The organism is Caulobacter sp. GW821-FHT10F06 (genome assembly GCF_058809215.1).
In genome coordinates, this window is sequence record NZ_JBXASK010000008.1 from 190,858 (window position 1) to 214,864 (window position 24,007).

26 protein-coding genes are annotated in these 24,007 nt (G+C 67.5%); 7 read left to right on the forward strand and 19 right to left on the reverse strand.

Features of this window, described 5'->3' with window-relative positions:
• Position 1: 1 nt before the first annotated feature.
• Genes AC1RUS_RS18245 through AC1RUS_RS18260 form a run of 4 tightly spaced genes read right to left on the reverse strand, consistent with a single transcriptional unit; the run spans position 2 to position 2,477 of the window.
• A complete protein-coding gene (locus AC1RUS_RS18245) occupies positions 2–601 on the reverse strand; it encodes a histidine phosphatase family protein (protein WP_492918021.1) in 600 nt (199 codons plus the stop codon).
• Positions 602–609: 8 nt separating this feature from the next.
• Positions 610–1,023, reverse strand: a complete 414-nt coding sequence (locus AC1RUS_RS18250) for a type II toxin-antitoxin system VapC family toxin (RefSeq protein WP_492918022.1) — start codon at positions 1,021–1,023, stop codon at positions 610–612.
• Complete coding sequence (locus AC1RUS_RS18255) at positions 1,020–1,295, reverse strand: type II toxin-antitoxin system Phd/YefM family antitoxin (protein WP_492918023.1); 276 nt, start codon at positions 1,293–1,295, stop codon at positions 1,020–1,022. The genes AC1RUS_RS18250 and AC1RUS_RS18255 overlap by 4 nt, the downstream gene beginning before the upstream one ends.
• 42 nt (positions 1,296–1,337) lie before the next feature.
• A complete protein-coding gene (locus AC1RUS_RS18260) occupies positions 1,338–2,477 on the reverse strand; it encodes an isobutyryl-CoA dehydrogenase (protein ID WP_492918024.1) in 1,140 nt (379 codons plus the stop codon).
• A gap of 239 nt (positions 2,478–2,716) precedes the next feature.
• Here AC1RUS_RS18260 and AC1RUS_RS18265 point away from each other — a divergent pair, with 239 nt between their 5' ends.
• The 4 genes from AC1RUS_RS18265 to AC1RUS_RS18280 all read left to right on the forward strand — a co-directional run bounded on the left by AC1RUS_RS18265 (position 2,717) and on the right by AC1RUS_RS18280 (position 5,137).
• Complete coding sequence (locus tag AC1RUS_RS18265) at positions 2,717–3,160, forward strand: DUF2147 domain-containing protein (RefSeq protein ID WP_492918025.1); 444 nt, start codon at positions 2,717–2,719, stop codon at positions 3,158–3,160.
• 78 nt (positions 3,161–3,238) lie between these two features.
• Positions 3,239–3,691, forward strand: coding sequence for a DUF2147 domain-containing protein (locus AC1RUS_RS18270; RefSeq protein ID WP_492918026.1), 453 nt, complete (start codon positions 3,239–3,241; stop codon positions 3,689–3,691).
• Positions 3,692–3,752: 61 nt separating this feature from the next.
• Complete coding sequence (gene hemB / locus AC1RUS_RS18275) at positions 3,753–4,754, forward strand: porphobilinogen synthase (protein WP_492918027.1); 1,002 nt, start codon at positions 3,753–3,755, stop codon at positions 4,752–4,754.
• On the forward strand, positions 4,754–5,137 hold the full coding sequence (locus AC1RUS_RS18280; RefSeq protein ID WP_492918028.1) for an NUDIX hydrolase: 384 nt from the start codon (positions 4,754–4,756) through the stop codon (positions 5,135–5,137). Before hemB ends, AC1RUS_RS18280 begins: the two co-directional genes overlap by 1 nt.
• Here the strand turns inward: AC1RUS_RS18280 and AC1RUS_RS18285 are convergent.
• Positions 5,134–5,742 carry a TetR/AcrR family transcriptional regulator gene (locus AC1RUS_RS18285; protein ID WP_492918029.1) on the reverse strand — a complete coding sequence of 203 codons (609 nt, stop codon included), beginning with the start codon at positions 5,740–5,742 and terminating at the stop codon, positions 5,134–5,136. The two genes, AC1RUS_RS18280 and AC1RUS_RS18285, sit on opposite strands and share 4 nt — an antisense overlap.
• Before the next feature lie 72 nt (positions 5,743–5,814).
• On the opposite strand from AC1RUS_RS18285, the gene AC1RUS_RS18290 reads away from it, so the two are divergent.
• Complete coding sequence (locus AC1RUS_RS18290) at positions 5,815–6,666, forward strand: metal-dependent hydrolase (RefSeq protein ID WP_492918030.1); 852 nt, start codon at positions 5,815–5,817, stop codon at positions 6,664–6,666.
• Here AC1RUS_RS18290 and AC1RUS_RS18295 read toward each other — a convergent pair.
• The 3 genes from AC1RUS_RS18295 to AC1RUS_RS18305 are packed head-to-tail and all read right to left on the reverse strand — an operon-like array spanning position 6,638 to position 8,973.
• Positions 6,638–7,060, reverse strand: a complete 423-nt coding sequence (locus tag AC1RUS_RS18295; protein ID WP_492918031.1) for a ribosomal maturation YjgA family protein — start codon at positions 7,058–7,060, stop codon at positions 6,638–6,640. The two genes, AC1RUS_RS18290 and AC1RUS_RS18295, sit on opposite strands and share 29 nt — an antisense overlap.
• A complete protein-coding gene (locus AC1RUS_RS18300; RefSeq protein WP_492918032.1) occupies positions 7,015–8,091 on the reverse strand; it encodes an alpha/beta fold hydrolase in 1,077 nt (358 codons plus the stop codon). The genes AC1RUS_RS18295 and AC1RUS_RS18300 overlap by 46 nt, the downstream gene beginning before the upstream one ends.
• Positions 8,092–8,094: 3 nt before the next feature.
• Positions 8,095–8,973, reverse strand: coding sequence for an NAD(P)-dependent oxidoreductase (locus tag AC1RUS_RS18305; protein ID WP_492918033.1), 879 nt, complete (start codon positions 8,971–8,973; stop codon positions 8,095–8,097).
• Positions 8,974–9,063: 90 nt separating this feature from the next.
• Here AC1RUS_RS18305 and AC1RUS_RS18310 point away from each other — a divergent pair, with 90 nt between their 5' ends.
• Complete coding sequence (locus AC1RUS_RS18310) at positions 9,064–9,963, forward strand: flagellar motor protein MotB (RefSeq protein ID WP_492918034.1); 900 nt, start codon at positions 9,064–9,066, stop codon at positions 9,961–9,963.
• A gap of 103 nt (positions 9,964–10,066) precedes the next feature.
• Entirely contained in the window at positions 10,067–10,906 is an 840-nt protein-coding gene (locus tag AC1RUS_RS18315; RefSeq protein ID WP_492918035.1) for an arginyltransferase, read from the forward strand.
• Between the two features lie 125 nt (positions 10,907–11,031).
• On the opposite strand, the gene AC1RUS_RS18320 is transcribed toward AC1RUS_RS18315, so the two are convergent.
• From AC1RUS_RS18320 to era, 11 genes are all read right to left on the reverse strand, one after another.
• Entirely contained in the window at positions 11,032–11,799 is a 768-nt protein-coding gene (locus tag AC1RUS_RS18320) for an SDR family oxidoreductase (protein ID WP_492918036.1), read from the reverse strand.
• A gap of 11 nt (positions 11,800–11,810) precedes the next feature.
• Positions 11,811–12,746: an NAD(P)H-dependent flavin oxidoreductase gene (locus AC1RUS_RS18325; protein ID WP_492918037.1), complete on the reverse strand. Its 936-nt coding sequence runs from the start codon at positions 12,744–12,746 to the stop codon at positions 11,811–11,813.
• On the reverse strand, positions 12,743–13,705 hold the full coding sequence (locus AC1RUS_RS18330) for a quinone oxidoreductase family protein (RefSeq protein ID WP_492918038.1): 963 nt from the start codon (positions 13,703–13,705) through the stop codon (positions 12,743–12,745). The genes AC1RUS_RS18325 and AC1RUS_RS18330 overlap by 4 nt, the downstream gene beginning before the upstream one ends.
• A 39-nt stretch (positions 13,706–13,744) precedes the next feature.
• The gene (locus AC1RUS_RS18335) at positions 13,745–15,067 is read right to left on the reverse strand and encodes a serine hydrolase domain-containing protein (protein WP_492918039.1); all 1,323 of its coding nucleotides are present in this window, start codon (positions 15,065–15,067) and stop codon (positions 13,745–13,747) included.
• A 239-nt stretch (positions 15,068–15,306) separates the two neighbouring features.
• On the reverse strand, positions 15,307–16,485 hold the full coding sequence (locus AC1RUS_RS18340; RefSeq protein ID WP_492918040.1) for a saccharopine dehydrogenase family protein: 1,179 nt from the start codon (positions 16,483–16,485) through the stop codon (positions 15,307–15,309).
• A 209-nt stretch (positions 16,486–16,694) separates the two neighbouring features.
• Complete coding sequence (locus AC1RUS_RS18345) at positions 16,695–17,273, reverse strand: TMEM175 family protein (protein WP_492918041.1); 579 nt, start codon at positions 17,271–17,273, stop codon at positions 16,695–16,697.
• Positions 17,274–17,280: 7 nt separating this feature from the next.
• Positions 17,281–18,636 carry a serine hydrolase domain-containing protein gene (locus AC1RUS_RS18350; RefSeq protein WP_492918042.1) on the reverse strand — a complete coding sequence of 452 codons (1,356 nt, stop codon included), beginning with the start codon at positions 18,634–18,636 and terminating at the stop codon, positions 17,281–17,283.
• Positions 18,633–20,912 (reverse strand): DNA topoisomerase IV subunit A, encoded by a 2,280-nt coding sequence (parC, locus tag AC1RUS_RS18355; RefSeq protein ID WP_492918043.1) that lies wholly within the window; start codon positions 20,910–20,912, stop codon positions 18,633–18,635. The genes AC1RUS_RS18350 and parC overlap by 4 nt, the downstream gene beginning before the upstream one ends.
• 210 nt (positions 20,913–21,122) lie before the next feature.
• The gene (gene recO / locus AC1RUS_RS18360) at positions 21,123–21,854 is read right to left on the reverse strand and encodes a DNA repair protein RecO (protein WP_492918044.1); all 732 of its coding nucleotides are present in this window, start codon (positions 21,852–21,854) and stop codon (positions 21,123–21,125) included.
• Positions 21,855–22,715: an arylamine N-acetyltransferase family protein gene (locus tag AC1RUS_RS18365; RefSeq protein ID WP_492918120.1), complete on the reverse strand. Its 861-nt coding sequence runs from the start codon at positions 22,713–22,715 to the stop codon at positions 21,855–21,857.
• Between the two features lie 178 nt (positions 22,716–22,893).
• The gene (gene era, locus AC1RUS_RS18370; protein ID WP_492918045.1) at positions 22,894–23,844 is read right to left on the reverse strand and encodes a GTPase Era; all 951 of its coding nucleotides are present in this window, start codon (positions 23,842–23,844) and stop codon (positions 22,894–22,896) included.
• Positions 23,845–24,007 lie beyond the last annotated feature (163 nt).

Consider the following 24,007-nt stretch of genomic DNA (forward strand, 5'->3'; position numbering starts at 1 on the left):
GTCATGCGGGTTCCTCGACGGGTTCGCAGTCCAGGCGATCGATCTGGCCGTCGCTCAGGCGATAGAGAGCGTCCTGCGGCACGTCCTGAGCCAGGGTGTCTTCGCGCGACAGCCCGGCATAGGCCCCGCGCAGCAGCCGCCCGGCGATGCCGTGGCTGACCACGATCAGCCGGCGCTCCGGTTCGGCGGCCTGCTCGGCCAGCCAGTCGGACACCCGCGCCATCACCTGCTCATAGGTCTCGCCGCCCGGCGCGGTGAAGAACCACTCGGGGCTCTTGAAGGCCTCGGGATTTTCGGCGTGCACGTCGGCATAGAGACGCCCTTCCCACTCACCGACCGTCAGCTCCATCAGCCGATCGTCGAACGCGAGCTCAAGGCCAAGACGGTCGGCGATCGTCTGAGCGGTGTCCCGCGCCCGCCGTAGCGGGCTGGCGACGATCCGCCAGTCGGCCGACGGCTCGCGCGCGACCAGATCATGCAGCAGGTCGGCCATCGCCGCGGCCTGCAAGCGGCCCAAAGGCGTCAGGTCGGCCTCCGTCTGTCCCTGCAGACGACGTTCGCGGTTCCACTCGGTCTGGCCGTGGCGGCAGAGATAGATCATTCAGGTCGTCATCTCAGATCAAAACATTCGACGCCCGCCGCGTTCGCGACAGTCAACAGGGCCTCATCGCGAGAGGCCAAGGCCAGATCACGGTCCAAGGCCAGAGCAAGATACGACGCGTCGAATAAACTGAGCCGAGCGCCTCGCGCCAGCACCGCCAGCTTGTCTATATCGAAAGCCTGCGGACTGACTCGCACCATCAGGTCGTCATAGATCGCCAGGGCCTCTTCGTAGTCGCCGTCCGTCAACACGCCGCGACGATCCATCGTCAGAAGGACATTGCGAACCTCCCACCCGAAAATGTCGGGAACCTCGAAGACCAGATCATTGCTCTGGTTCAGCAGCGCCGCCGCGGCCAAGGTCGCTTGCTTCGGCAATATCCAGGCCAGGGCCGCCGAAGCATCCAGGACAACAGCCCTCACCGACGCGCGTCTTCCTTGAGCTCTTCCCAGGTCAGGTTTTCGGCATCGGGGTTCGCCGCCGCGATCCGCTCACGCAACACCCGAAAACGCTCCGTGAGCTCCGCAGCCGTGGCCTTGCGCGGCCTTGGCTGTTCTTCGGCTTCGACCGCGGGCGACAGTCTAGCCACCGCACGCCCATGGCGCGTGATCATCACAGCTTCGCCATCCTTCTCGATCGCGTCGAGCAGAGCCGATAGATGGGTCTTGGCTTCGAGTACGCCGACTTCACGCATGAGAGGCTCCCTAGTCTGACCACTTATGGTCAGACTACCACCTCACTGCCGAAAAATCTCGCGCGCTATGATCACGCGCATGATCTCGTTGGTCCCTTCCAGGATCTGGTGCACCCGCAGGTCGCGGACGATGCGCTCCAGCGGATAGTCCTGCAGGTAGCCATAGCCGCCGTGCAGCTGCAGGGCGTCATTGGCCACCTGGAAGCCGGCGTCGGTGGCGAAGCGCTTGGCCATGGCGCACAGCTTGGTGGCCTGCGGGTCCTTGTTGTCCAGCGCGTGGGCGGCGCGACGCACCATCAGGCGGGCGGCCTCCAGCTCGGTGGCCATGTCGGCCAGCTTGAACTGCAGGGCCTGGAAATCCTTCAGCGGCTTGCCGAACTGATTGCGGGTCTCGAGATAGACCTTGGCGGTATCGAGCGCGAACTGCGCTCCGCCCAGCGAGCACGAGGCGATGTTCAGCCGCCCGCCGTCCAGGCCCATCATGGCGAAGCGGAAGCCCTCGCCTTCCTGGCCGATACGGTTGGCGATCGGCACGCGGCAGTCATCGAAGTTCACGGCCGCCGTCGGCTGGGCGTTCCACCCCATCTTGCGTTCGTTGGCCCCGAAGCTGAGCCCCGGCGTGCCCTTCTCGATCACGAAGGCCGAGACGCCCTTGGCCCCGTCGCCGCCGGTGCGGGCCATCACCACATAAACATCCGAGACGCCACCGCCCGAGATGAAGGCCTTGCCGCCGTTCAGCACGTAGTGGTCGCCGTCCAGCCGCGCCGTTGTGCGCATGTTGGCGGCGTCGGAGCCCGCGCCCGGCTCGGTCAGGCAATAGCTGGCGATCAGCGCCATGGTGGTCAGGCGCGGCAGGTAGCGCTGGCGCAGGTCGTCGGAGCCAAACCGATCGATCATCCACGAGGCCATGTTGTGGATGGTGAGGTAGGCGGCCGTCGGCACGTCGCCGTAGCTCAACGCCTCAAAAATGATCGACGCATCCAGGCGCGACAGGCCTGTGCCGCCGACGTCCTCGTTCACATAGATGCCGGCGAAGCCCAGCTGGGCGGCCTCGCGCAATACGTCGACGGGGAAGTGCTTCTTCTCGTCCCACTCGGCCGAATGCGGGGCAAGCTGTCCCTCGGCGAAGGCGCGAGCGGCGTCCTGGATGGCGAGCTGATCGTCGCTGAGCGCGAAATCCATGCGCGAATTCCTCCCGTGTGGGGCATAACCGCCCTCACCTTCTTTGATGTCCGACGTGCCGCGCCCACGGCCGCATGTCAACAATCCCGACGACCGGAGCTTACGCGTTTCGAAGCGCTACGGACCTGTGGCCTGAAATCCTCTGTTACACGTTGTGCATCGGCGTGAATGCCACACCCCCTTGATAGCCGCTCGCAAAGACCTCAGATGTCGCTCCTCGGAGGCGTCATCGTTTCGTCATGCGTAATCTAAAGCTTTTCCTCACCGCGCTCGTCGCGCTCATTGGCCTTGCGTCCGCCCCCGCCCATGCGGCCGGCGAAGGCTATGGCGTGTGGCGCAACCCCAAGGACAACGTCCGGGTCGAGATCAAGCGCTGCGGCGACAGCACGTGCGGCATCGTGGTCTATGCCAGCCCCAAGGCTCAGGCGGACGCCCGCAAGAGCGGCTACGACACCCTGGTCGGCCAGCAGCTGCTGCGCGACTTCGAACCCGTCGGCAACGGCTCGATGCGCGGCAAGGTCTTCGTGCCCACCCTGAAGGTCACCCTGTCGGGCACCGCCGAGTTCATCGACTCGCGCACCATGCGCGCCAAGGGCTGCGTCCTGGGCAAGGTGCTGTGCAAGTCGCAGATCTGGACCCGCGTCGACAGCCCCACCCCGGTGAACTACAGCGCGGCCATGTAAGGCCGGGCCTCGGCCCGCCTTCACTTCGCCATCGGCGCGGTGCATAGACGAGGATCACCCACAGCCGAGACATCCTTGATGCGACGCGTGAAACTGCCTGTTCTTGCCCTGACCGCCACGCTGGCCCTGACGCCCGCGCTCGCGAACGCCCAGACCGACATCACCGCCGCCGGCGTGTTCGGCGTCTGGCGCAATCCCAAGGACAGCGTCCATCTCGAGATCAAGACCTGCGGAACCGCGACCTGCGGCTTCGTGGTCTGGGCCAACGCCCATGCACAGGAAGACGCTCGCAAGGGCGGCACCCCCAACCTGATCGGCGCCCAGCTGCTGCGGGACTTCACGCCGCAGAAGAACGGCTCGTGGCGCGGCAAGGTGTTCGTGCCCGACCTCAACATGACCTTTTCGGGCAGCGCCGAGGTCCTGGACACCAAGCGCCTGAAGGCCAAGGGCTGCGTGCTGGCCAACGTGCTGTGCAAGTCGCAGATCTGGACCCGGGTCGAGGACCAGGCCAGCTTGGGCAAGGCTCCTTAAGGGGGCTCCTTAAGGGACCATCGATCTTGCCTCGCGCGGCCGGTCGCGCGAAACCCTAGGCATGACCACGCCCCCGCTCGCTCCCTACCCCGCCACCCGCCTGCGCCGCGTCCGCCAGGCCGACTGGACCCGCCGCCTGATCCGCGAGACCGAGGTGCGCCCGTCCGACCTGATCTGGTCGATGGTGGTGCACGAGGGCGAAGGGACCATTCCCGTCGCCTCGATGCCCGGCGTTGAGCGCCTGTCGGTCAAGGACGCCGCCGAGGCCGCTGTGCGGGCTCGCGACCTCGGCATCCCCGCCATCGCCATCTTCCCGCACATCGACGGAGCCAGGAAGGACGCCAGCGGCTCGATCGCCGCCGATCCGGACGGCGTCATCCCCCGCGCCGTCAAGGCCATGAAGGACGCCGCCCCCGAGGTCGGCATCATGTGCGACGTGGCGCTGGACCCCTTCACAGATCACGGCCACGACGGTGTGGTCGAGGGCGGCAAGATCCTCAACGACCCGACCATCGAACGCTTGATCGAGCAGGGCCTGATGCAGGCGGAGGCCGGCGCCGACATCCTGGCCCCGTCCGACATGATGGACGGCCGCATCGGCGCGCTGCGCGGGGCGCTGGAAAGCGCAGGCTACCAGGACACGATGATCATGTCCTACGCCGCCAAGTACGCCTCGGCCTTCTACGGCCCGTACCGTGACGCCATCGGCTCGGCCAAACTAGCCGGCGGCCAGGGCGACAAGAAGACCTACCAGATGGACCCCGCCAACACCGAGGAAGCCATCCGCGAGGTCGCCCTCGACATCGCCGAGGGCGCCGACATGGTCATGGTCAAGCCGGGAATGCCCTATCTCGACATCGTCCGGCGCCTGGTCGAGGAGTTCCGCATGCCCACCTACGCCTTCCAGGTGTCGGGCGAGTACGCGATGATCAAGGCGGCCGGCATGAACGGCTGGATCGACGAGGAACGCGCCATCCTCGAAAGCCTGACCGCCTTCAAGCGCGCCGGCGCGGCCGGGATCATCACCTATTTCGCACCTTGGGCGGCCGAGAAGCTGGGCTAGTGGCCGAAAAGGTCATCGACATCGTCACCGCCGTGATCCGCGACGACGCCGGCCGCATGCTGGTGGTCCGCAAGCGCGGCACGACGATCTTCATGAAGCCCGGCGGCAAGCACGACGCCGGCGAAGACGACCTGACCACCCTGGCCCGCGAACTGGACGAGGAGCTGGGCTGCCGGCTGGTAAGCGCCGAGTTGCTGGGCCGCTTCGAGGCCCCGGCCGCCAACGAACCGGACCACATCGTCAAGGCCGCCACCTATCTGGCCACCGTCGAGGGCGAAATCGCGGTGCGGGCCGAGATCGAGGAGATGGCCTGGATCGACGTCGCCGAGCCTGGCGACATCCGGCTGGCGCCGCTGATGCGCGTGGTGCTGGCCGCGCTCTAGAGCCTCGCCGTCGCCGCTTCCAGGCGGGCCATCAGCACCGCCAGGGCCACCTCGCGGGCGCGTTCGGGCGGCTTGCCCAGCAGCTCGCTCAGCGAGGGTCCGAACAGGCCCGCCCCCAGGGCGAAGGTCACGCAGCCCAGGATGAAATCCTCCGCGACCTCGGGGCTTAGCACCGTCATCTGCGCCGAGCGCGCGGCGATCACCTCGGCCACCGCCGAGCGCACCACCGTCAGGCGCGGCGCCTCGCCGGTCAGCACCAGCCAGGCCGCCAGCCGCGCCGCGCCTCGGGCCTCGAAGGCGTCGAACAGCGCCTTCATGCCATCGCCGACATGGCTGAAGGCGTCGCCCTCCGAGGCCGAGATCGACAGCACCTCGTCGGTCAGCTGGCGGATCAACCGCTCCATCAGCGCCGTCTGGACACCGTCGATCGAGCCGAAGTGATGCAGCACCGTGGCGTTGGCCACCCCCGCCCCCTTGGCCACCTCGGCCAGCTTCAGGTCCTGCGGGCCAGAGGCCAGCAGGATGGTCTCGGCGGCGGCCAGGATGTTGTCGCGCGACGCCTGCGGCGATCGGCGCGTGCGGGTGGCGGTCTGCTCTATTGACATTTTTGTCGGTAAGACCAAATCTAACGATGAGCTTGCAACGACAAGCCCTATCCCGAGGCAGGAGCGAACGCCATGGCGAGCCCGCGCATCACACCGCAAGACATCACGGTCACGCCCCGTGACATCCGTTTCGACACCCACGCGGCCGGCCAGGGCGCCTGGCTGGGCGGCGACGTGGTCGGCACGGCGGTGTTCAACGCCCTGTCCCTGACCTTCCCCGACGGCGAGCGCTTGTTCATGGACGCCGTGCGCCACTACCGCCCCAAGCTCTCCGGCAAGCTGCTCGAAGACGCCAAGGCCTTCATCGCCCAGGAAGCCATCCACTCGCGCGAGCACGTGGCGATGAACGGCGGGCTGGATCGCGCCCACTACCCGCTTGAGCAGATCGAGACCCAGCTGAAGAACCGCCTCAAGTTCGTGCGCGGCAAGGGTCCGATGGCCATGTTGGGCGCGACCATCGCGCTGGAGCACTTCACCTCGATGATGGCCGACTCGTTCATGCGCGATCAGGACCTGTTCGAGAACACCGACCCCGGCATGAAGCGCCTGTGGCAGTGGCACGCCCTGGAGGAGACCGAGCACAAGGCCGTGGCCTTCGACGTCTTCCAGGCGGTCACCCAGCCTTGGACGCCCCTGCGCCGCTATCGCATGCGCGTGCGGGTCATGGTGCTGATCAGCCTCCTCTTCACCCGCAACATCACCCGTTACGCCAGCGCCCTGCTGGCCGCCGACGGCATGAACCCGCGCGTCGCCCGGGCCAAGGTGCTGTGGTTCCTGTTCGGAACCCCGGGCCTCTTCCGCCGCTGCGCCCGCGAATACTGGGCCTGGTACCGGCCGGGCTTCCACCCGTGGGACCACGACAACCGCGAGCGCCTGGAAAGCTGGCGCGAAGAGTTCAGCGTCTCGCCGCTGGCGGCGGAATAAGCCGCTCGACGACCAAGACGAGCCCCGCGCCGGCTGCGTAGGCGACAAGGTCCTTCGGATCGAACACGCCGCCCAGCACCGTGCGGGCCAGCCGGTTGTCCGCCAGACCCAGCGCCGAGAGCATGTGGACGTACTGGGCCAGCTCGATGACCACAGCCAGGGACAGAGCGGCCGCGGCCGACACCAGCGGCCCAAAGGGCGTCAGCCCGCGGACCGCCAGATAGACCAGCACCACCGCCAGCACGTCGCCGACATAGGGCCGGACCACCGCATCGTCGACGAACAGGGCGATCACCACCTCGACGGCGAAGACCGCCAGAGCCGCGAGGCCGTAGCCCCCTCTCCGGCTCAGTGATCCGTCGCCTTCATCAGCGCCGCCAGCCGATCCTTCCACAGCGCCGCCACGGTGTGGCTGCCATGCCCGCGCGTCTTCTCCGACGCTGGCAGCAGCACGAAGGTCCCGTGCTTCAGCCGCTTGGCCTGGACCTCGGCGATGCCCAGTTCCGGCGGGTTGATGAAGTCGTCTGCCGAATTGATCCACAGCACCGGCGCGGTGATCGTCTCCAGCTTCGGCGAGGGGTCATAATTACGCGAGGCGGCGACCTGGTAGATCAGGTCGTTGGCGTCCAGCGGCGGCAGGCGGGCGGCGAAATAGTCGTCGACGAACTTGTCGGCGGCGTCGCGGGTCGGCTGGGCGATCTGGGCCGGCAGCGGCGCCAGGCCGGCCACCATCAGCAGGCCCAGCGCCGTACGCAGGCCCTGCTGGGGCTGTTCCGTATAATCCCCCCCTTTCCAGGCTGGGTCCTTGGTGATCCCGTCGATCAGCAGCTTGCGCCACATGCGGTTGCGACCGGCCAGCGCGTTGGGAAGGCAGGCGAACGGGGCCAGGGCGTCGGCGAAGTCCGGATAGGTCTCGCCCCAGACGAAACCGTGCATGCAGCCCATCGAGGTGCCCATCAGCAGCCGCAGGTGGTCGACCTTCAGCCCCTGGGTCAGCAGCAGATATTGCGCCAGGACCATGTCGTCATAGTCGTACTTGGGGAACTTGGCGCGCAGGCCGTCGCTCGGCTTGGACGAGCCGCCATGGCCGATGCCGTCGGGCAGGATCACATAGTACTTGGCAGGATCCAGCAGGCCGCCGGGCGCCAGCAGCTCGTCGGCGAAGACCGGATTGAGGAACTGCTTGCCCGTGCCGCCGGTGCCGTGCAGCACCATCACCGCGTTGGTGACATGGCCGGCCGCGTCGCGCCTGGGCTCGCCGAAGGTGGTGTAGTGCAGTCGCAATTCCGGCAAGGTCTCGCCCGAGCGGAACTTGAAGTCCCGCACCACGAAATCGCCCTCCTTCGGCGCGACGGCGGGCGCGGCCATGGCGGCGGGAGCCAGCAGCGCGGCGCAGGCCGCCAGGGCGATCGCGAGCTTGCGCATGATCTACTTCTCCAACCGCGCCACGAGGCTGGAGGTGTCCCAGCGATGGCCGCCCAGAGCCTGGACCTCGCCGTAGAAGCTGTCGACCATCGCCGTGCTTTCCAGCCGCGCGCCGTTGCGGGCCGCCTCGTCCAGGGCGATGCCCAGGTCCTTGCGCATCCAGTCGACAGCGAAGCCGAAGTCGAACTTGCCTTCCGCCATCGTCGCCCAGCGGTTCTCCATCTGCCACGACTGGGCCGCGCCCTTGGAGATGGCCGCCAGCACGTCGTCGGTCGGCAGGCCGGCGCGCTTGGCGAAGTGCAGGGCCTCGGCCACGCCCTGGACCAGGCTGGCGATGGCGATCTGGTTGCACATCTTGGTCAGCTGGCCCGTGCCGACCTCGCCCATCCGGCGGATGGCCTTGGCGTAGGCGTCGATGACCGGCTCGATCCGCTTGAACGCGCCCTCGTCGCCGCCGGCCATGATGGTGAGCTGGCCGTTCACGGCGCCGGCCTGACCGCCCGAGACCGGGGCGTCGATGAAGAACCGGCCGCTCTGCTCCGCCAACTCGGCCATCTCGCGCGCCACCACGGCCGAGGTGGTGGTGTGGTCGACGATCACGCCGCCCTCGGCCATGGCCGGAAGCGCTTGCGCCACAACGCCGCGGACGTCGTCGTCATTGCCCACGCACAGCACGACCAGCTCGCACCCGGCGACCGCGTCCGCGATGGTCTCGAAGGCCGCCCCGCCGTGCTCGGCCGCCCACGCGTGGGCCTTTGCAGGACTGCGGTTGAAGACGGAAACCTCGTGGCCGGCGGCCTTCAGATGCCCCGCCATCGGGTAGCCCATCACGCCTAGGCCGATAAACGCCGTCTTCATGCCGAACACTCCTTGAAGGTTCACGGGATTTCGCCCGCCAGAGCCCGTTCGGCAACCCCATCTTAACGTCCACAGGTCACCTTCCGGCGACAGGGTTAAGCAGGCTTAAGCACGATGGCCGTCAGCGCCGAACAGCCAATCATCATCAAGAAGGTCAAGAAGGTGTCCGGCGGCGGCCACCACGGCGGCGCGTGGAAAGTCGCCTACGCCGATTTCGTGACCGCGATGATGGCCTTCTTCCTGCTGATGTGGCTGCTCAACTCCACCAGCCCCGAACAAAAGCAAGGCATCGCCGACTACTTCGCGCCCGCCTCGATCTCGTCCACGACCAGCGGGTCGGGCGGCATCTTGGGCGGCACCTCGCTGGGCGACGACGGCGCCAAGGCCGACGGCAAGATGTCGGTGATCCAGCAGATGGCCCCCGAGGCTCCCGACGACATCCAGAAGGACGGCCAGAGCTCGACCCAGGCCAGCCTCGATTCCGCCAGCGAACAGGCCCTGCGCGACGCCATGGCCAAGAAGCAGCAAGACAGCTTCGCCTCGGCCGCCCAGTCGCTGCGCCAGTCGCTGCAGGACATGCCGGAGCTGGCCGAACTGTCCAAGCAGATCATGATCGACCAGACCCCCGAGGGCCTGCGCATCCAGCTGATCGATCAGGAGGGCCGCTCGATGTTCAAGGAGAACAGCAAGGAGCCCAACGACCGCGCCAAGATCCTGCTGCGCGCCGTCGCCAAGGTGGTCAACCAACTGCCCAACCGCATCACCGTCTCGGGCCACACCAGCTCCAACGCCGTGGGCCGCAAGTCCGACAGCGACTGGGCCCTGTCGGCCGAGCGCGCCGACGCCTCGCGCCGGGTGCTGCTGAACGCCGGCGTCCCGGACGACCGCATCTACCAGGTCTCGGGCAAGGCCAATTCAGAGCCGCTGTACGCCGACGACCCCACTCTGGCCGGCAATCGACGCATTTCCATCGTGCTTCTGCGCGAAAAACCGGTTCTTCCCGACGGCCTGTGACGCGATGCCGCGCGGCGCTCCGGCGCCGCTTGCGCAAACCGCCTTCATGCCGCCTAATCAGCTACCGGCCGAGGGCCGCTGAAAGAAAGGGGACGGCGCTTCCGTGACGCAGCATTTTCCGACGCGACAGCTTCGGTTCTTTCTCACGGCGCCGACCCCTTGCCCCTATCTGCCGGGCCGCGAGGAGCGGAAGGTCTTCGCCCACCTCCCGCTGTCCGACGGCCCCACGGTCAATGACAGCCTGACCCAGGTCGGCTTCCGTCGCTCCCAGAACATCGCCTATCGCCCCGCCTGCGAGACCTGCCGCGCCTGCCAGTCGGCCCGCGCGCCGGCCAGCGAGTACGTCTTCTCGCGCTCCGAGCGGAAGATCCTGGCCCGCAACGACGACCTGGAACGCCATCTGGTCGAGTCCGAAGCGACGCTGGAGCAGTTCGAGCTGCTGCGCCGCTACCTGGTGACCCGCCATGCCGACGGCGGCATGGCCGAGATGACCTGGCCCGACTATGTGGCCATGGTCGAGGACACCGCGGTCCGCACCCACCTGATCGAATATCGCCGTAAGTCGCAGGACCGCGGCCCGGGCGACCTGATCGCCTGCGTGCTGGTCGACGTCCTCGCCGACGGCCTGTCGCTGGTCTACAGCTTCTACGATCCGGAACTGACCCGGCGCAGCCTGGGCTCGTTCATCATCCTGGATCACCTGGTCCAGGCCAAGCAGACCGGCCTGCCCTATGTCTATCTGGGCTATTGGGTGCCGGGCAGCGAGAAGATGGCGTACAAGGCGCGCTTCTCGCCGCTGGAGATCCTCAAGCCCGGCGGCTGGGCCCTGATGTCGGCCCGCGAACGCGGCGCCCGCTCGCCCAAGATCTCCGGCCCTCGCGAGGCCGAGGATCGCGACCTGGACCTGAGCGACGCCCAGCCCGCGACCTTGGAAGAGCTTTAGTAGATGCTCCCCCTTCGGGGGAGCTGTCGCGGAGCGACTGAGGGGGTCCTCTACGGTCTAGGCCGGAGAGGACCCCCTCCGGCCCTCCGGGCCACCTCCCCCGAAGGGGAGGATCTACCCACCTGCTACCGCGCGAAGCTGACCCCGCCGTCCACGGTCACCGCCCCGCCCATCACATAGTCCCCCGCCCGGGAGGCCAGATAGATGGCCGCGCCGGCCATATCTTCCTCGGAACCGATCCGGCCGGCCGGGATGGCTTTCGACACCGCGTCGGCATGATCGCGGGCGACCTTGTTCATGTCCGAGGCGAAGGCGCCGGGCGCGATGGCGCTGACGGCGATGTTGTCGGCCGCCAGGCGCAGGGCCATGCGCTTGGTCATGTGCAGCAGGCCGGCCTTGGACGCGCCATAGGGATAGGTCTCGTCCTTGGTCACCGACTGGCCGTCGATCGAACAGATGTTGATCACCTTGGCCACGCGATCGGCGGCCGCCGCGCGCAGCGGGCCGATCAGGGCCTGGGTCAGGAAGAACGGGGTCTTCATGTTGAGGTCGACGGTCTTGTCCCAGCCGCTCTCGGGGAACTCGTCGAACGCCGCGCCCCAGGCCGCGCCGGCGTTGTTGACCAGGATGTCCAGCTTGTCCTCGCGCTCGGCGACCCGCTTGGCCAGGCCCTCGATGCCTTCCATGGTCGAGATGTCGCCCGGCAGCGAGACGCACTCGCCGAACTCCGACAGCGCCTCGGCGGCGGCGTCGCAGGCGGCGGCCTTGCGGGCGGTGATGTAGACGCGCTTGGCGCCGTAGATCAGGAAGCCTTTGGCGATCATCGCCCCGATGCCGCGCGAGCCGCCGGTGACGACCGCGACGCGGCCTTCGAGCGAGAAAAGGTTCTGCATGGTGTTGTCCTTCAGAAGCCGCGCGCGGCGGCCAGGGCGCCAAGGCGTCCGGTGATGGCGTGGAACTGGGCGACGGTCTCGTCGATGATCTGCTGGGCGGTCTTGACCTCGTCGATCAGGCCGACGGTCTGGCCGGCCAGCGCGGGCGCGGCCTCCATGTCGCCGCCGAAATAGACGTCGAGGATGTTCTTGAGCACGTCGGGCGGCATGACGCCGGCGTCGTAGATGTCCTTGGTCAGGTCCGACTTCAGGGCTCGGATGCAGGGGCTGGCCTTCTTGTTCAGCACCCAGGTGCCGGTCTCCTTGGCGCCCGTGATCGCGGCCTTGTAGTTGGCGTGCACCGGGCTCTCGGCCGAGCTGACGAAGCGCGTGCCCATCTGGATCGCCTCGGCCCCGAGGGCGAAGGCGGCGGCCATGCCGCGTCCGTCGCAGATGCCGCCAGCGGCGATGAGCGGCACGTCGACCCGCGCCCGGATCGCCTGCAACAGGACCAGGGTCGAGACCTCCTCGGGGTTCTTGAAGCCCCCGCCTTCCGCGCCCTCGACCACTAGGCCGTCGATCCCGGCCTCGGCGCATTTGACCGCAGCGTCGAGCGTCGGCACGGCGTGATAGACCGTGATCCCGGCGTCCTTCAGCGGGCCGATGAACTTGGCGGGACTGCCGGCCGAGGTGGTGACGAACTTCACGCCGCTCTCACAAACGAACCGCAGCATGGAGTCGTCGCGCAGGAACAGGATCGGCAGGTTCACGCCGAACGGCAGGCCCGCCTCGGCCATCTTGCGGATCTCGGCCTTGCAGGTCTCGGTCTCGCCGGACGAGGTCTCGATGATGCCGAGACCGCCGGCCCGCGACACCGCCGAGGCCAGGGGATAGCGGGCGATCCAGCCCATCGGGGCCTGGACGATGGGATACTTTGCGCCCGTATGGGCCAGGACGCGGTTGGTCATGGGATCAAGAGCACCCGGCCGACAGCCGCACGGCTCTCGATATAGGCGTGGGCGGCGGCGGCTTCCGACAGCGGGAAGGTCTTGTCGATGACCACCTCCAGCTCGCCGCGCGCGGCCTCATCGATCAGCGCCTGGATCATGTCGTGGACACGATCGGTCATGATCTCGGCCCCCAGGAATACGCCCGTCAGCGAGCGGTTGCCGCCCATCAGCGAACTGACATCGACCTTCATCGGCTCGCGCCCGGCGTTGCCGACCAGCGAGACGCGGCCGCGATAGCCCAGTGACAGCAGGCTGCCCTCCAGCGTCGCGCCACCGACCGGATCGACGACCAGGTCGACGCCCTTGCCGCCGGTCAGCTTCATCACCTGCTCGACCACGGCGTCGCGGCCGTAATTGATCCCGTGATCCAGGCCAAAGACCTTCAGGCGCTCCAGCCGCTCGTCGCTGGAGGCCGTGGCGATCACCGTCGCCCCGGCCCGCTTGGCCAGCTGGATGGCGGCGATGCCGACGGCCCCTGCCCCGGCCTGGACCAGCACGGTCTCGCCGGCCTTCAGGCGACCCGCGCCGAATAGGCACTCGTGCGCCGTACCGAACGGCACCGGGATCGCCGAGGCCTTGTGGATGTCGAAGCCGGCCGGGATCGGCCAGGCGTTACGGGCCGGCACCGAGCGCAGCTCGGCGTGCGAACCGAAGGCGTTCACCGTCACCACCTTCTGGCCGACCTTCAGGTGGGTGACCTCGGCCCCGACCTCGACGATCTCGCCGGCCGCCTGGTAGCCGACGATATGCGGGCTGCCGGCCATCGCGCCGCCGCCGCGATTGAGGGTGTCGCCGCCTTCGATGCTGACCGCCTCGACCCGGATCACCACGCCCGAGGCATGGCAAGCCGGATCGGCGACATCTTCATAGCGCAGCACATCCGGCGAACCGGTTTCGTAATAGACGGCGGCCCTCATGGCGCTCTCCCTAAGTACTTTTCTTATTGATTAGGCTGGTTATTTCGAAGGATCGACCAGCGCCGAATAGACCAGCTGCTGGCTGATATCGTCGAGATTGCGCAGCGCCGGATCGCCGTCCTTGTTGAGGATGTGGATCATGCCCAGGAAGAACAGATCGTTCTTCGGGTCGATCCAGAACCAGGTGCCGGCCGCGCCGCCCCAGCTGATCGTGCCTTCGCCCGCCGGCGTGCCGGCCTTGGCGGGGTTGGTGATGACCATGAAGTCCAGGCCGAAGCCCTGGCCGCGCTCGTCGCGGAACGAGCCCTCCTTGCCGGTCATGATGTCGTTGCTGAGATGGTTGGATCCCATCAGGGCGATGGTCGACGGCGACAGGATGCGCGCGCCGTCCAGTTCGCCGCCATTGAGGATCATCTGGGCGAAGCGGGCGTAGTCGGCGCTGGTCGAGACCAAACCGCCTCCGCCCGAGGCGACGACCGGCGGCTTGGTGATGTCCAGCACCATGAAGCCCTCGGCCGGAACGAGTTTCTGGACCTTGGGGCCCCAGAGATAGAGCGAGGCCAGGCGATCCCTCTTCTCGGCGGGCAGGTAAAAGCCGGTGTCGGTCATCTTCAGCGGCGTGAAGATGTTCTTCTGCATGAAGTCAGCCAGCGAGAGGCCCGACAGCTTCTCGATGATGTAGCCCTGGATATCCACCGAGACGCTGTACTTCCACTGCGCGCCGGGCTGGCCCACCAGCGGCAGGGCCGCGACCTTGTCGATGAACTCCTTGCCGGTCTTGGCCCCCAGCACGCCGGTCGAGACATAGGCCTTGTCGATGGGGTTGTCGGGCACCAGGCCATAGGCGAAGCCGCCCGAGTGGCTCATGATCTCGCGCATCGTCGGCGGACGATCGGCGGCCTCGGTGATGAAGCTGCCGTCCGGGTTCTGACCCTTGTAGACCCGCAGATTGGCGAACTCGGGCACGTACTTGGTGACCGGATCATCCAGACGCCACTTGCCCTGCTCGTACAGGATCATCATCGCCACGCCGGTGACCGGCTTGGTCTGCGAATAGATCCGGAAGATGGTGTCCTTGGTCATTGGCGGGCCATCGAAGCCCTTCTTGCCGTGCACCTCGAAGGCCACGACCTTGCCGTGGCGCACGACCATGGTGGTCACGCCCGGCAGGTGACCCTGATCGACCAGGGCCTGCATGCTGGCGTCCAGGGTCTTCAGGCGAGCGCTGGAGAAGCCTACGCTCTCGGGCGCGGCGGGCGCGAGGGTGACGGCAGGGCTGCTCTTGGGAGCGGCGTGCAGCGGCGCGCCCAGCGCCAGGAACCCGACCGCGACTGCGGTCCCGAACAACCGACGTAAAGTCATATCAGCCTACCGTCTCGAACACTTGTTTAAGCGACCTTAGGAGGAATCCCCTCGGTTGCGCAGCCTAGTTTTTCTCCTAGGACGGAACGACGTCAGTCGCGTGAACCCTTCCCTCTCCCCTTGCGGGAGAGGGTGGCCCGAAGGGTCGGGTGAGGGGTCGCGCGGGCCTTTCCGACAGGTCTACCCACCCCTCATCCGTCGGCCCACGGCCGCCACCTTCTCCCGCAAGGGGAGAGGGATCATTCCAACGTGAACTTCAGCCCCGCATGGGCTTCCAGCCGGTCGATCAGCTTGCGCTGCATGGCCGCTCCCGGCGTCCAGACGCCACCGGGCACGTCGGTCGCCTCGGTGACCAGACAGACCGCCGACTCCGAGATCATCTTCGAGGTCGAGCCATAGCCCGGGTCCTTGTCGCCCTTCACCGAGGCCCGGATCTGCCGGCCATCAGCCGCGATCCCCAGGAACAGGACGTCATAGAAGCCCGTCTCACGCTCTTCCTTGCTGGGCCCCTCGCCCGGCTTGGGACCGCCCTCGCCGCCCAGGCCGCCGCCCGACGCGGCGATCATGTTGGCGATCTGCTCGCCCTGCTCGCCGGGGCCGGTCAGCATCATCTCGTCATAGACGAAGCCCGCGCCATAGGCCTGGCCCAGCAGGGCGTTGGAGCGGTGGACGTTGCGGGTGTTGATCGCCGCCATCACGAACGGCGCGGCCCAGACGCCGAGGTCCTCGTCCAGCATCGGCTTGTTCCCGGACGGCTGGGCGGGGCCCTCGAAGCCGGGGACCAGCGAGAACGGGTTCTTCAGCAGTGCCACCAGCGACGGATCGCGCGCTGCGGCGGCCATGGTCGCCTTCAGGCTGGCGGCTGTGCCGCCCGAGAAACCGCCCTTCATGCCGCGAACCCGGCCCTTCACGCGCGGAACCGGCCCCCCCAACTGGGCCTTGGCCGCGTCCTGCAGGAACCACACGCCCAGCTCGAACGGGATGGAGTCGAAGCCGCACGAGAACACGATCCGCGCGCCGGTCTTCTTGGCCGTCGCCTCGTGGGCGTCGATCATCTGGCGCATCCAGGCCGGCTCGCCGCACAGGTCCAGATAGTCGGTCCCGGCCTCGGCGCAGGCCGCCACCAAGGCCGAGCCGTAGAGCTGGTAAGGCCCGACCGTGGTCAGCACGGCCCTGGCGCGCTCGACCATGGCCTTCAACGATGCGGGATCGTCGGCGTCGGCGGTGACCAGCGGCGTGTCGGCGGGCGCGCCGATCTCGTCGCGGACGGCGGCCAGCTTCTCCAGGCTCCGCCCAGCCATGGCCCAGCGCACCTTGCCGCCGACCCCGTACTGCTTAGCTAGGTATTCGGCGACCAGCCGGCCGGTGAAGCCGCTCGCGCCATAGACGATGATGTCGAACTCAGCCGCCGGGTTCATGCGCCCCTCCCTTTATCTTGGAGGCAACATGGACTCGTCCGCACCGGGCCGCAAACATCCGTTTGAAATCTCCTTCAGTTGTCATCCCGGAAGCCTCGCAGAGGCTGTCCGGGACCCAGGGGCCGACGCAGTGCGGTTCTCCTGGGTCCCGGCTCTCCGCTTCGCTGCGGCCGGGATGACAAGTCGAGGGAGTGTTGAAGTATTGGCCGCTAGTTGACGTTCAGCACGCGCTCGATGCGCCGGTCCGGCAGGAACCAGATCACCGCCACGGCGACGTAGCAGGCCACCGACAGCCAGGCGCTGACGAAGGCCAGGCCGACGCCAATCGCATAGAGTACGAACGAGGCCTTGGTCTTGTAGTCCTTGCCGATGGCGCGGCTCAGGTCGGAATCCTCGCCCTCGTGCTTGGCCAGCATCCGGGCCAGCAGCGTGAACGCCACGGCGTTCATCAGCATCACGCCGCCATAGAGCGCCACCGGCACGGCGGCCAGGTGGTTCTCGCCCATCCAGCCGGTCACGAACGGGATCAGCGACAGCCAGAACAGCAGGTGCAGGTTGGCCCACAGGATCGGGCCGGTCACGGTGGTCACCGTGTGCAGCATGTGGTGATGATTGTTCCAGTAGATGCCGACATAGATGAAGCTCAGCACATAGCTGAGAAACACCGGGATCAAGGGCTTCAGGGCCGCCAGCTCGACGCCGTGGGGCACCTTCAGCTCCAGCACCATGATGGTGATGATGATGGCGATGACGCCGTCGCTGAACGCCTCGAACCGACCCTTGCCCATGCCCGTCCTAATGCTCCGGATGCTCCAGGGCCTGATAGACCAGCGTTCGGGTGGTGGCGTCCAGGCCTGGACCCACGCCGCCCAGCCGCTGGATCATGCCGATGAAGAAGAGGTCGTTGGCCGGATCGATCCAGAACCAGGTGCCCGCGCTGCCGCCCCAGCTGATCGTGCCCGGCCCCACCGGCGCGCCCGAGGCGGCCGGATCCACCGCCACGGCGACGTCCAGGCCATAGCCCATGCCCAGGGCGAACGGGAACGGCTTGGCGTTGCTTGTCGGATGCAGCACCCCGGCCGTGCCGTTGGTGGTCACCGTAAAGCTGGGCGGCAGTTGGTTCAGCTTCATCAGCGCCACGGTCTGGGGCTGCAGGATGCGCTGGCCGTCCAGCTCGCCGCCGTTCAGGATCATCTGGGCGAACCGCGCGAAGTCATGGGCGGTCGAGACCAGCCCGCCGCCGCCCGACGGCGCCACGGGCGGCTTGGTGATGTCGCGCCACGCGCCCTCGACCGCTGGAACCAGCTGCCCGTTCGGGCCGGTGTCGTACAGCGCGGCCAGGCGCCCGACCTTCTCCTGCGGCACGTAGAAGGCGGTGTCCCTCATGCCCAGCGGCGTGAAGATCCGCTCCTGCATGAAGATCGGCAGCGACTGGCCCGACAGTTTCTCGACGATATAGCCCTGGATGTCGGCGGCCACGCTGTAGCGCCACAGCGTGCCCGGCTCGGCGAACATCGGCAGGGTGGAAACCTTGCTGACCAGCTGGTCCAGCGAGTCCGACTGCAGCACGGCGGCCTTGTAATAGGCCTGGTCGGCGGGGCTGGAGGGGTCGTCGGCGATGCCATAGGCGAAGCCCGCCGTGTGGGTCATCAGCTCGCGCATGGTCGGCGGGCGCGAGATCGGCGACAGCACCGGCCGGCCCTCGGCGTCCATCTTGGCCACGCGCAGGTTGGCGAACTCGGGCACGTACTTGCTGACCGGATCGTCCAGCTTCCACTTGCCCTCGTCATAGAGGATCAGCATCGCCACGCCGGTGACCGGCTTGGTCTCCGAGCGGATGCGGAAGATGGCGTCGGACCGCATCGGATCGGCGGCGTCCAGCGCCCGCTTGCCGAAGGCCTGGGTCGAGACGACCTTCCCGTGGCGCGACAGCAGGGTGACCGCGCCGGCCACCTGGCCCTGGTCGACCATGGCCTGCATGGTCTCGTCCAGCTTCTTCAGCTTGGGCGAGGAGAAGCCGACCGCCTCGGGCTTGGCGCGAGGCAGCGGCGCGGCCGCAGCCTCGCCCGAAGCTCCACTGGCGGCGGCCGCGCAGCCCAGCAGGCCGGCGACGACCGCGAGGGTTTTCCGCCGCAGCCGCCTCAGGTTCATTTCGGCCGGAACCGCTTCTGGGTCGGGAAGCCCTTGGGCGCCAGCTTGCCCGAACCGGCCCGACGGCCGATCCAGTCCTTCCACTCGGCCCATTCGCGGCGACGGCCGGCCGTGTCGATCCAGTAGGCCCCCGTCTCGGCGTTGAACGACAGCGCGTCGCGCAGCCCGCCCTCGCGATAGGCCTGCAGCTTGACGCCCTTGCCGCGCGGCATTTCCGGCAGTTCTTCCAGCGGGAAGATCAGGATCTTGCCGTTGTCGCCGATGACGGCCATCTGGTCGCCCGTGGCTTCCAGGCAGAAGGCCGCGCCCGCCGCGTCGACGGTCAGGACCTGCTTGCCGGCCTTGCGATTGGCGAGCGCTTCTTCCTCGGGCATCAGGAAGCCATAGCCCAGCTTCGAGGCCAGAATGCGTTTGCGGCCGGCCTTGTAGGGGAAGACGTCGAGGATCTTCACCTTGTCGTCCAGCTCGATCATCATCCGCAGCGGCTCGCCATGGCCCCGCGCGCTCGGCAGCTTGTCACAGCCGATCGTGAAGAAGCGGCCGTCGGAGCTGAAGATCAGCAGCTTGTCGGTGGTCTCGGCCGGGACCAGGAAGCCCAGCTTGTCGCCTTCCTTGAACTTCAGTTCGGACGGATCGTCGACCTTGCCCTTGGCGGCGCGGATCCAGCCGCGGTCCGACAGGATGATGGTGATCGGCTCACGGACGATCATCGCCTCGATGGCGGCCTCGGCGTCGACGACGGGGGCGTCGGCGAAGATCGAGCGGCCGGTCACGCCGGTGGGGCGGCCGCCCTTGTCCAGCGGGTGCTTGATCTTCAGCAGGGCCTCACGGACCTGGGCCAGGCCCACGCCGACCAGTTTCCACTGCTTCTCGTCGCTGGCCAGCATCGCCAAGATGCCGTCGCGCTCTTCCATCAGCTCGGCGTGCTCGCGGCGGATCTCCATCTCTTCCAGCTTGGCCAGTTGGCGCAGGCGGGTGTTGAGAATGGCGTCGGCCTGGATGTCCGAAAGCTTGAAGGTCTCGATCAGCTTCTCTTTGGGCTTGTCCTCGTAACGGACAATCCGGATCACCTCGTCGAGGTTCAGATAGGCGATCAGCAGGCCGTCCAGGATGTGCAGACGGGCTTCGATCTTGGCCAGGCGGTGACGGGCCCGGCGGGTCAGCACCTCGCGGCGGTGGGCCAGGAACGCCATCAGCGCCGCCTTCAGGCCCATCACGCCCGGGGTGCCCCGCGCGTCCAGCACGTTCATGTTGACCGGGAAGCGGCTCTCCAGCGCCGAGAGCTTGAACAGGCTCTCCATCAGCACTTCGGGCTCGACGTTCTTGGACTTCGGCTCGAGGACCAGACGGATGTCCTCGGCGCTTTCGTCGCGCACGTCGCCCAGCAGGGCGGCCTTCTTGCTGTCGATCAGGTCGGCCAGCTGCTCGACCAGATCCGACTTCTTGACCTGGTACGGGATCTCGGTGACGACGATCTGGTAGGTGCCGCGACCGGTGTCTTCCTTCTCCCACTTGGCGCGCACGCGCACGCCGCCGCGGCCGGTCTCATAGACCTCCAGCAGGTTGGAGCGGGTCTCGACGATGACGCCGCCAGTCGGGAAGTCCGGGCCGGGCACGCGCTCCAGCAGGTCCTCGGTGGTGGCGTCGGGGCGGGCCAACAAGAGCTGGCAGGCGTCGATCAGCTCGGCGGCGTTGTGCGGCGGGATCGAGGTGGCCATGCCGACCGCAATGCCCGACGAGCCGTTGGCCAAGAGGTTCGGGAAGCCCGACGGCAGGACCACCGGCTCCTCGTCCTGGCCGTCATAGGTGGGGCGGAAGTCGACCGCGTCCTCATCGATGCCGTCCAGAAGCAGCGTCGCCGCTTCGGTCATCCGGCATTCGGTGTAGCGCATGGCCGCGGCGCTATCGCCGTCGATATTGCCGAAATTGCCCTGGCCCTCGACCAACGGGAAGCGCTGGGCGAACTCCTGGGCCAGACGCACCAGGGCGTCATAGATCGACTGGTCGCCGTGCGGGTGGAAGTTACCCATCACCTCCCCGACCACCTTGGCGCACTTGCGCGCGGCGGACTCGGGGTTCAGGCGCATGTTGTTCATCGCGTAGAGCACGCGACGGTGCACGGGCTTGAGGCCATCGCGCACGTCCGGCAGGGCCCGCGAACTGATCGTCGACAGCGCATAGGCCAGGTAGCGGCGCGACAGGGCTTCCGTCAGCGGCTCGTCGAGAATGCGGTCGCCGTCGCCAGGACCGCCGGGGGGAAGGACAGGTTTGTTCATGAGGCAGATTCGTTACGCGTGAAGGACACAGTAGCAGATGTGAGGCGCCCGGTTCGACCGGGTTTGACCTCCTCCCCTGTGAAACGGGGGAGGTGGCGCGATGCGGATACGCATCGTGACGGAGGGGGCGCTGCCCACGCCCGACGCCCCCTCCGTCATGTCGCGTATTCGCGCCATGCCACCTCCCCCGCTTTGCGAGGGAGGAGAAGACTAAAGCCGCCCGGCCTCGCCCAGCCGGTCCAGCAGCCACACCCGCGCCGGCGGCAGCGGGCGGTTCAGGGGGCCGAAGACGAACTGCTCCAGGAAGTGGCCGGTGATGTCCAAGCCCTGCCGCACGTCGCCCTCGGCCAGCCCGCCCTGGGCCGACAGCAGGAACGGCGGCAGCGGCAGCAGCTTGTCCTTGTAGGGCTCCCCAGCCCCACGACTGACGGCGCGGCCGGTGCGGGGGCTGACATAGATCAGATCGTCGAAACTGCCCGTCGCCGCGCACTTGGACAGGTCCAGGCCGAAGCCCAGCTCCTGCAGCAGCCCGGCCTCGTAGCGCACATAGACCGCTGGCCAGATGTCGGGGATCTGCAGTACGCGGATCAAGGCCTCCAGCGCGTGGAAGGCGCCGGGATGGGCCTCGCGCTCGGGCAAGGCTCCCGCCGCCAAGGACGCAGCCGACGACAGGCCGGCCAAGGCCAGCGGGTCGTCGAACAACTCCGAGACCCCCTCGCCCATCGGCTCCAGGCTGGCCGCGCCCAGTTGGTCGGACATCCGGGCCCGATAGCGCGCGATCACTTTCGAGCCGGGCTGCAGGAACGGCTTCATCCGCCGCGAGGCCGCGCCCGCGACATGGGCGGCGAACTTGCCGTGCGTCTCGGTCAGCAGTTCGACGATGGCGCCCGTCTCGCCATGGATGCGGGCGGACAGCACCAGGGCTTCGTCCTCCCACTCCATCTAGGTCGGCGTCCCCCAGGCCACGACCTTCTCCAGCACCGGGCGCCAGTCCGCCTCGACCGGCAGGCCGATGACGTCGCGCAGGGCCGCTTCCAGTTCGTCGACGTTCAGGTCGCGCTGCGAGACCAGAGCGCCCGTCTGGTCGCGATGGGTCAGGCGGTTGTTCCTCAGCGCATAGCGGGCGGTCGGCGTGGTGCGCCCCACCGTCAGGCTCCAGGTGAAATGCGAGTTGGGATGGGCGTGGGAGAAATAGTTGGCCTGCTCGTAGTCGATGTCGGCCAGTGCGCCCTGGGCCACCTGGTAGAGCGTCGTCCACTGGCCCGACAGATTGGCCTGCACCCGCCGCTCGGCCACGCCGCCATGCGCGGCGTCGAGGATGCGAAAGTCGCCGTTCGGAGTCGACTGCGTCTCGTCGGAGAACAGCCGCAGCGGCGCGGTCAGCACGCAGCCGCCGAAGCCGCCGTCGGCCAGCCAGGTCTCGCCGTCCAGGGTTACGGCCAGCACCATATGCGAGCGCGGCCGGACCGGCGCGCCAACCGGAGCCATCCACAGCACCCGCGCCATCAGCCCCTCGACCTTGAAGCCGATGGCCTGCAGAGCCCGCTTGAGCAGGCCGTTCTGCTCGTAGCAGTAGCCGCCGCGTCCCGCGCCGATCAGCTTGGCGTCGATAGCCGCCGGATCCAGGCTGATCCCGCGCCCCAGCAGCACGTCGAGGTTCTCGAACGGAATGGCCGCCGGATGCTTCTGGGTGATCGCCCGCAGCACCGCCAAGGTTGGTTCGCGCGGACCGTCATAGCCGATGCGCGCGAAATAGGCGTCCAGGTCGACCGCCGGAGCGGCGTCGGCGAAGGCGTTCTCGATCTTGCTCACTGGAAACGATATTCCCGATATGTTCTCATCCGTAGGGACAGCTTGGAACGCCTGGAGTCAAGGGGCGAAGACCTCGTCCGTCGACAGCCTCAGGATGAGGTCTTCCATCGCGAGGCCCGAAAGTGGTCCTCATCCTGAGCTTGTCGAAGGACGAGGACCAAGCTCAGCGTCAGGCGTCGAAATCCAGGCCCATGTCGTTGAACAGGCCGCGTTCCTCGGCCCAGTTTTCCTTGACTTTCACGTGCAGGAACAGGTGAACCTTGCGGTCCAGGATGTCGCACAGCTCCTCGCGCGAGGCTTGGCCGATCCACTTCAGGGTCTGGCCGCCCTTGCCCAAGACGATGGCGCGCTGGCCGTCGCGTTCGACATAGATGGTCTGCTCGATGCGGGCGCTGCCGTCGGCGCGCTCTTCGAACGCCGTGGTCTCCACCGAAGCCGCGTAGGGCAGCTCCTCGTGGACGCGGAGATAGATCTTCTCGCGAGTGATCTCGGCGGCCAGCAGGCGGGCCGGCAGGTCGGCGGTCTGGTCTTCGGGATAGAGCCAGGGGCCTTCCGGCATCAGCGAGGCCAGGCGTTCCAGCAGGTCATCGACGCCCGCGCCCGTGGCGGCGCTGATCATGAAGACCTCGGAATAGACGCCGGTGTCGAACAGCTCCTGCGTCACCTTCAACAGGGTCTCGCGCTTGACGCCGTCGATCTTGTTCAGGGCCAGGATCACCTGGCGGTTGGCGGCCTTCAGGCCTTCGATGATGGTCTGGACATCCTGCACCGAGCGGTGCTCGGCCGGCGTGGCCTTGTTCTCGTTCGAGGCCAGTTCGGCCTGGACGTCGATCAGGTGCACGGTGACCTCGGCCTCTTCGGAGCCGCTCCAGGCCGAACGGACCATGGCGCGGTCCAGGCGACGGCGCGGGCTGAAGATCCCGGGGGTGTCGACGAGGATGATCTGGGTCTGGCCGGTCATGGCCACGCCCCGCACGGGGAAGCGCGTGGTCTGGACCTTCTGGGTGACGATCGAGACCTTGGCCCCGACCATGCGGTTGACCAAGGTGGACTTGCCGGCGTTCGGCGCGCCGATGATGGCGGCGAACCCGGCGCGGGTGTTTTGAGGTGTTTCAGTCATTGCGCGTGCGTGTAGCACAGCGGGCGGGGGATTCCTCCCCCTGATGGGAGCCCATACTTCGCCGTTCCCTTTCAACCGTCATTCCCGCCACAAGGGCGGGAATGACGAAAGTTTATGATGGGAGCGCGGGGATAAACGGCGCTCCATCCTCGGCGGAGTCGAG

Bases quoted from the DNA above. Each gene is read 5' to 3' on its own strand.
- AC1RUS_RS18245 (WP_492918021.1), bottom strand. From the start codon at position 601: ATGATCTATCTCTGCCGCCACGGCCAGACCGAGTGGAACCGCGAACGT.
- AC1RUS_RS18255 (WP_492918023.1), bottom strand. From the start codon at position 1,295: ATGCGTGAAGTCGGCGTACTCGAAGCCAAGACCCATCTATCGGCTCTG.
- AC1RUS_RS18260 (WP_492918024.1), bottom strand. From the start codon at position 2,477: ATGGATTTCGCGCTCAGCGACGATCAGCTCGCCATCCAGGACGCCGCT.
- AC1RUS_RS18265 (WP_492918025.1), top strand. From the start codon at position 2,717: ATGCGTAATCTAAAGCTTTTCCTCACCGCGCTCGTCGCGCTCATTGGC.
- AC1RUS_RS18270 (WP_492918026.1), top strand. From the start codon at position 3,239: ATGCGACGCGTGAAACTGCCTGTTCTTGCCCTGACCGCCACGCTGGCC.
- hemB (WP_492918027.1), top strand. From the start codon at position 3,753: ATGACCACGCCCCCGCTCGCTCCCTACCCCGCCACCCGCCTGCGCCGC.
- AC1RUS_RS18285 (WP_492918029.1), bottom strand. From the start codon at position 5,742: ATGTCAATAGAGCAGACCGCCACCCGCACGCGCCGATCGCCGCAGGCG.
- AC1RUS_RS18290 (WP_492918030.1), top strand. From the start codon at position 5,815: ATGGCGAGCCCGCGCATCACACCGCAAGACATCACGGTCACGCCCCGT.
- AC1RUS_RS18300 (WP_492918032.1), bottom strand. From the start codon at position 8,091: ATGCGCAAGCTCGCGATCGCCCTGGCGGCCTGCGCCGCGCTGCTGGCT.
- AC1RUS_RS18310 (WP_492918034.1), top strand. From the start codon at position 9,064: ATGGCCGTCAGCGCCGAACAGCCAATCATCATCAAGAAGGTCAAGAAG.
- AC1RUS_RS18320 (WP_492918036.1), bottom strand. From the start codon at position 11,799: ATGCAGAACCTTTTCTCGCTCGAAGGCCGCGTCGCGGTCGTCACCGGC.
- AC1RUS_RS18325 (WP_492918037.1), bottom strand. From the start codon at position 12,746: ATGACCAACCGCGTCCTGGCCCATACGGGCGCAAAGTATCCCATCGTC.
- AC1RUS_RS18330 (WP_492918038.1), bottom strand. From the start codon at position 13,705: ATGAGGGCCGCCGTCTATTACGAAACCGGTTCGCCGGATGTGCTGCGC.
- AC1RUS_RS18335 (WP_492918039.1), bottom strand. From the start codon at position 15,067: ATGACTTTACGTCGGTTGTTCGGGACCGCAGTCGCGGTCGGGTTCCTG.
- AC1RUS_RS18340 (WP_492918040.1), bottom strand. From the start codon at position 16,485: ATGAACCCGGCGGCTGAGTTCGACATCATCGTCTATGGCGCGAGCGGC.
- AC1RUS_RS18345 (WP_492918041.1), bottom strand. From the start codon at position 17,273: ATGGGCAAGGGTCGGTTCGAGGCGTTCAGCGACGGCGTCATCGCCATC.
- AC1RUS_RS18350 (WP_492918042.1), bottom strand. From the start codon at position 18,636: ATGAACCTGAGGCGGCTGCGGCGGAAAACCCTCGCGGTCGTCGCCGGC.
- parC (WP_492918043.1), bottom strand. From the start codon at position 20,912: ATGAACAAACCTGTCCTTCCCCCCGGCGGTCCTGGCGACGGCGACCGC.
- recO (WP_492918044.1), bottom strand. From the start codon at position 21,854: ATGGAGTGGGAGGACGAAGCCCTGGTGCTGTCCGCCCGCATCCATGGC.
- era (WP_492918045.1), bottom strand. From the start codon at position 23,844: ATGACTGAAACACCTCAAAACACCCGCGCCGGGTTCGCCGCCATCATC.